The sequence below is a fragment of the Haloarchaeobius iranensis genome (assembly GCF_900103505.1).
GTDB lineage: Archaea > Halobacteriota > Halobacteria > Halobacteriales > Natrialbaceae > Haloarchaeobius > Haloarchaeobius iranensis.
This window is the reverse complement of the sequence record NZ_FNIA01000066.1, coordinates 1-1,701: the sequence shown is the minus strand read 5'-3', so window position 1 is coordinate 1,701 and position 1,701 is coordinate 1. Positions and strand designations below refer to the sequence as shown.

1 pseudogene is annotated in these 1,701 nt (G+C 63.2%); it reads right to left on the bottom strand.

The window, feature by feature from the left end:
- A pseudogene (locus BLT27_RS18925) lies at positions 1-1,592 on the bottom strand (ATP-binding protein); the annotation flags it as partial.
- Between the last annotated feature and the right edge of the window lie 109 nt (positions 1,593-1,701).

Genomic DNA, 1,701 nt, shown 5'->3' with positions numbered 1-1,701 from the left:
TCGTCACCGTTGACCGGGTCGTACAGCGCCTTCACCATGTACCGGATGATGTCCGGCGACCTGACCGCGCGCTCGAACCGTTCGGTGCCCATGACCTGGCCGAGGATCTCGAGGTAGTGGTCGACGCTGTCCTCGACGGCTGTGGCTCGCGGGATCCCCGCGTCGAGCTGGTCGCGGATGTCGAAGAACGAGAACGCGGGAAGGACCTTCGAACAGTCGTAGTACAGCACGTTGTTCAGGTGGCCGTACTTCGCGTAGTGCGCTCGCATGTAGTCAGTCGCCATCCCGTCGCCCTTCGGGAGGACGACGATGCTCGCGCCATCCGTGGCCTGATGATTGTCCAGTATCCCGGACGTCAGTGCCGTGGATTTCCCCGACCCGGTCTTCCCGAACCACGCCACGTGCATCGGCTGGAGCGCCTCGGGGAGCGCGATCGGTCGTGAGTTCGTTGTGCCGTCCTCGGTGAGCGGCTGGCCGAGCGTGAGTCCTCTCGTCGTGTACTCCTCGAGGATCGTCGGCGGCGGACGCTGGAGCGTCTGGCGCTCGCCGGGGGTGGGCTTCACTGTTCTATCGCCAGCGTCCGTGAGCGCCGCACCATCGATGACCGTGAGTGCGCCGAGCTCCTGGTCGTCCATCACGATACCTCGGCTCTCCGGGCGACGCCACGGACGCTTTCTGAACCTTCTGTAGCTCGGCTCGTGCATCGCTCGGTTGCGGATGTCGTCCAGTACACGCTGTGCCTTGGAGCCTGTTCTGACCCGCCCTGTGACCTCGTAGCTCGTGTGACTGACGTGACTGAATGCGTCGGCGACATCGTGGGCGATCTCCTCGAGTGGCGCGCGATTCCTCGAATCCGCGACCGCGAGTCTCGCCGTGACGTCGAACGACCGCTTCGGGTTCCGTTCACCGAGCTCTTCGACCCTGTCCTCGTCGGCCCTGGGTATGTTCGGGTTCTCGGGCGCGCCGAACACCGCGGTCAGGACCTGGTCACCGATCGTCTCGTGTTGTTCCTCGAGCGCGAGGATACGCGAGTCGCGCTCTCCGGTCCAGTCCGGTCGTGGTTGAAACACCACCTGGTACACCATCGGTACGTCGACGCTGGCCATCGTCTCGACGATCGTCGCGAGTGGAACCCGAGCGTGGTCGTCCGTGAGGAACGACTCGAAGTTCGTGAGCTTCGTCTGCCAGTCCCGCGAGCGAGTGACCTGCCCGACGTACTCGACCGCAGCCAGGTGGTCCGTGTCGACGAGGGTCCTGTCCGGGGCCCACTCCTGCTGGGTGAACTCGTACGTGTCCGGGTAGAGACTCCGCAGGATTCGTTCCGTTGACTCGGCGAGCTCGCTGTCGACACCCACGTAGTACGTCGTCGTCGTGCCGTCGTTCACGAGAAGTACCTCGTAGGTGGGTGTCGTGGACTGGAACGGGCGCCTGTACCAGGCATCCGCTTTCGGGAGCTCCTGCCGATGGAGTCTCCCGAGCTGGAGCACCACCGTCTGGGCGTTCAACGGCGTGTCCGTCGGTCTTATCCTGGTGTACGTGCGGTCGTCCTCGCTGGGCACCGGAAGGTCAGGTGTTGCTCCTTCTTTCGCCATTCAGATTCCTAATTTCTGCCGTGTTGAATAGATGCTGAGTCATGGTTAGAGAGGTTCACAGAGCGGTTCTATGTTGGAGATGGCGAACATGAGGACGATTTCACGGAAC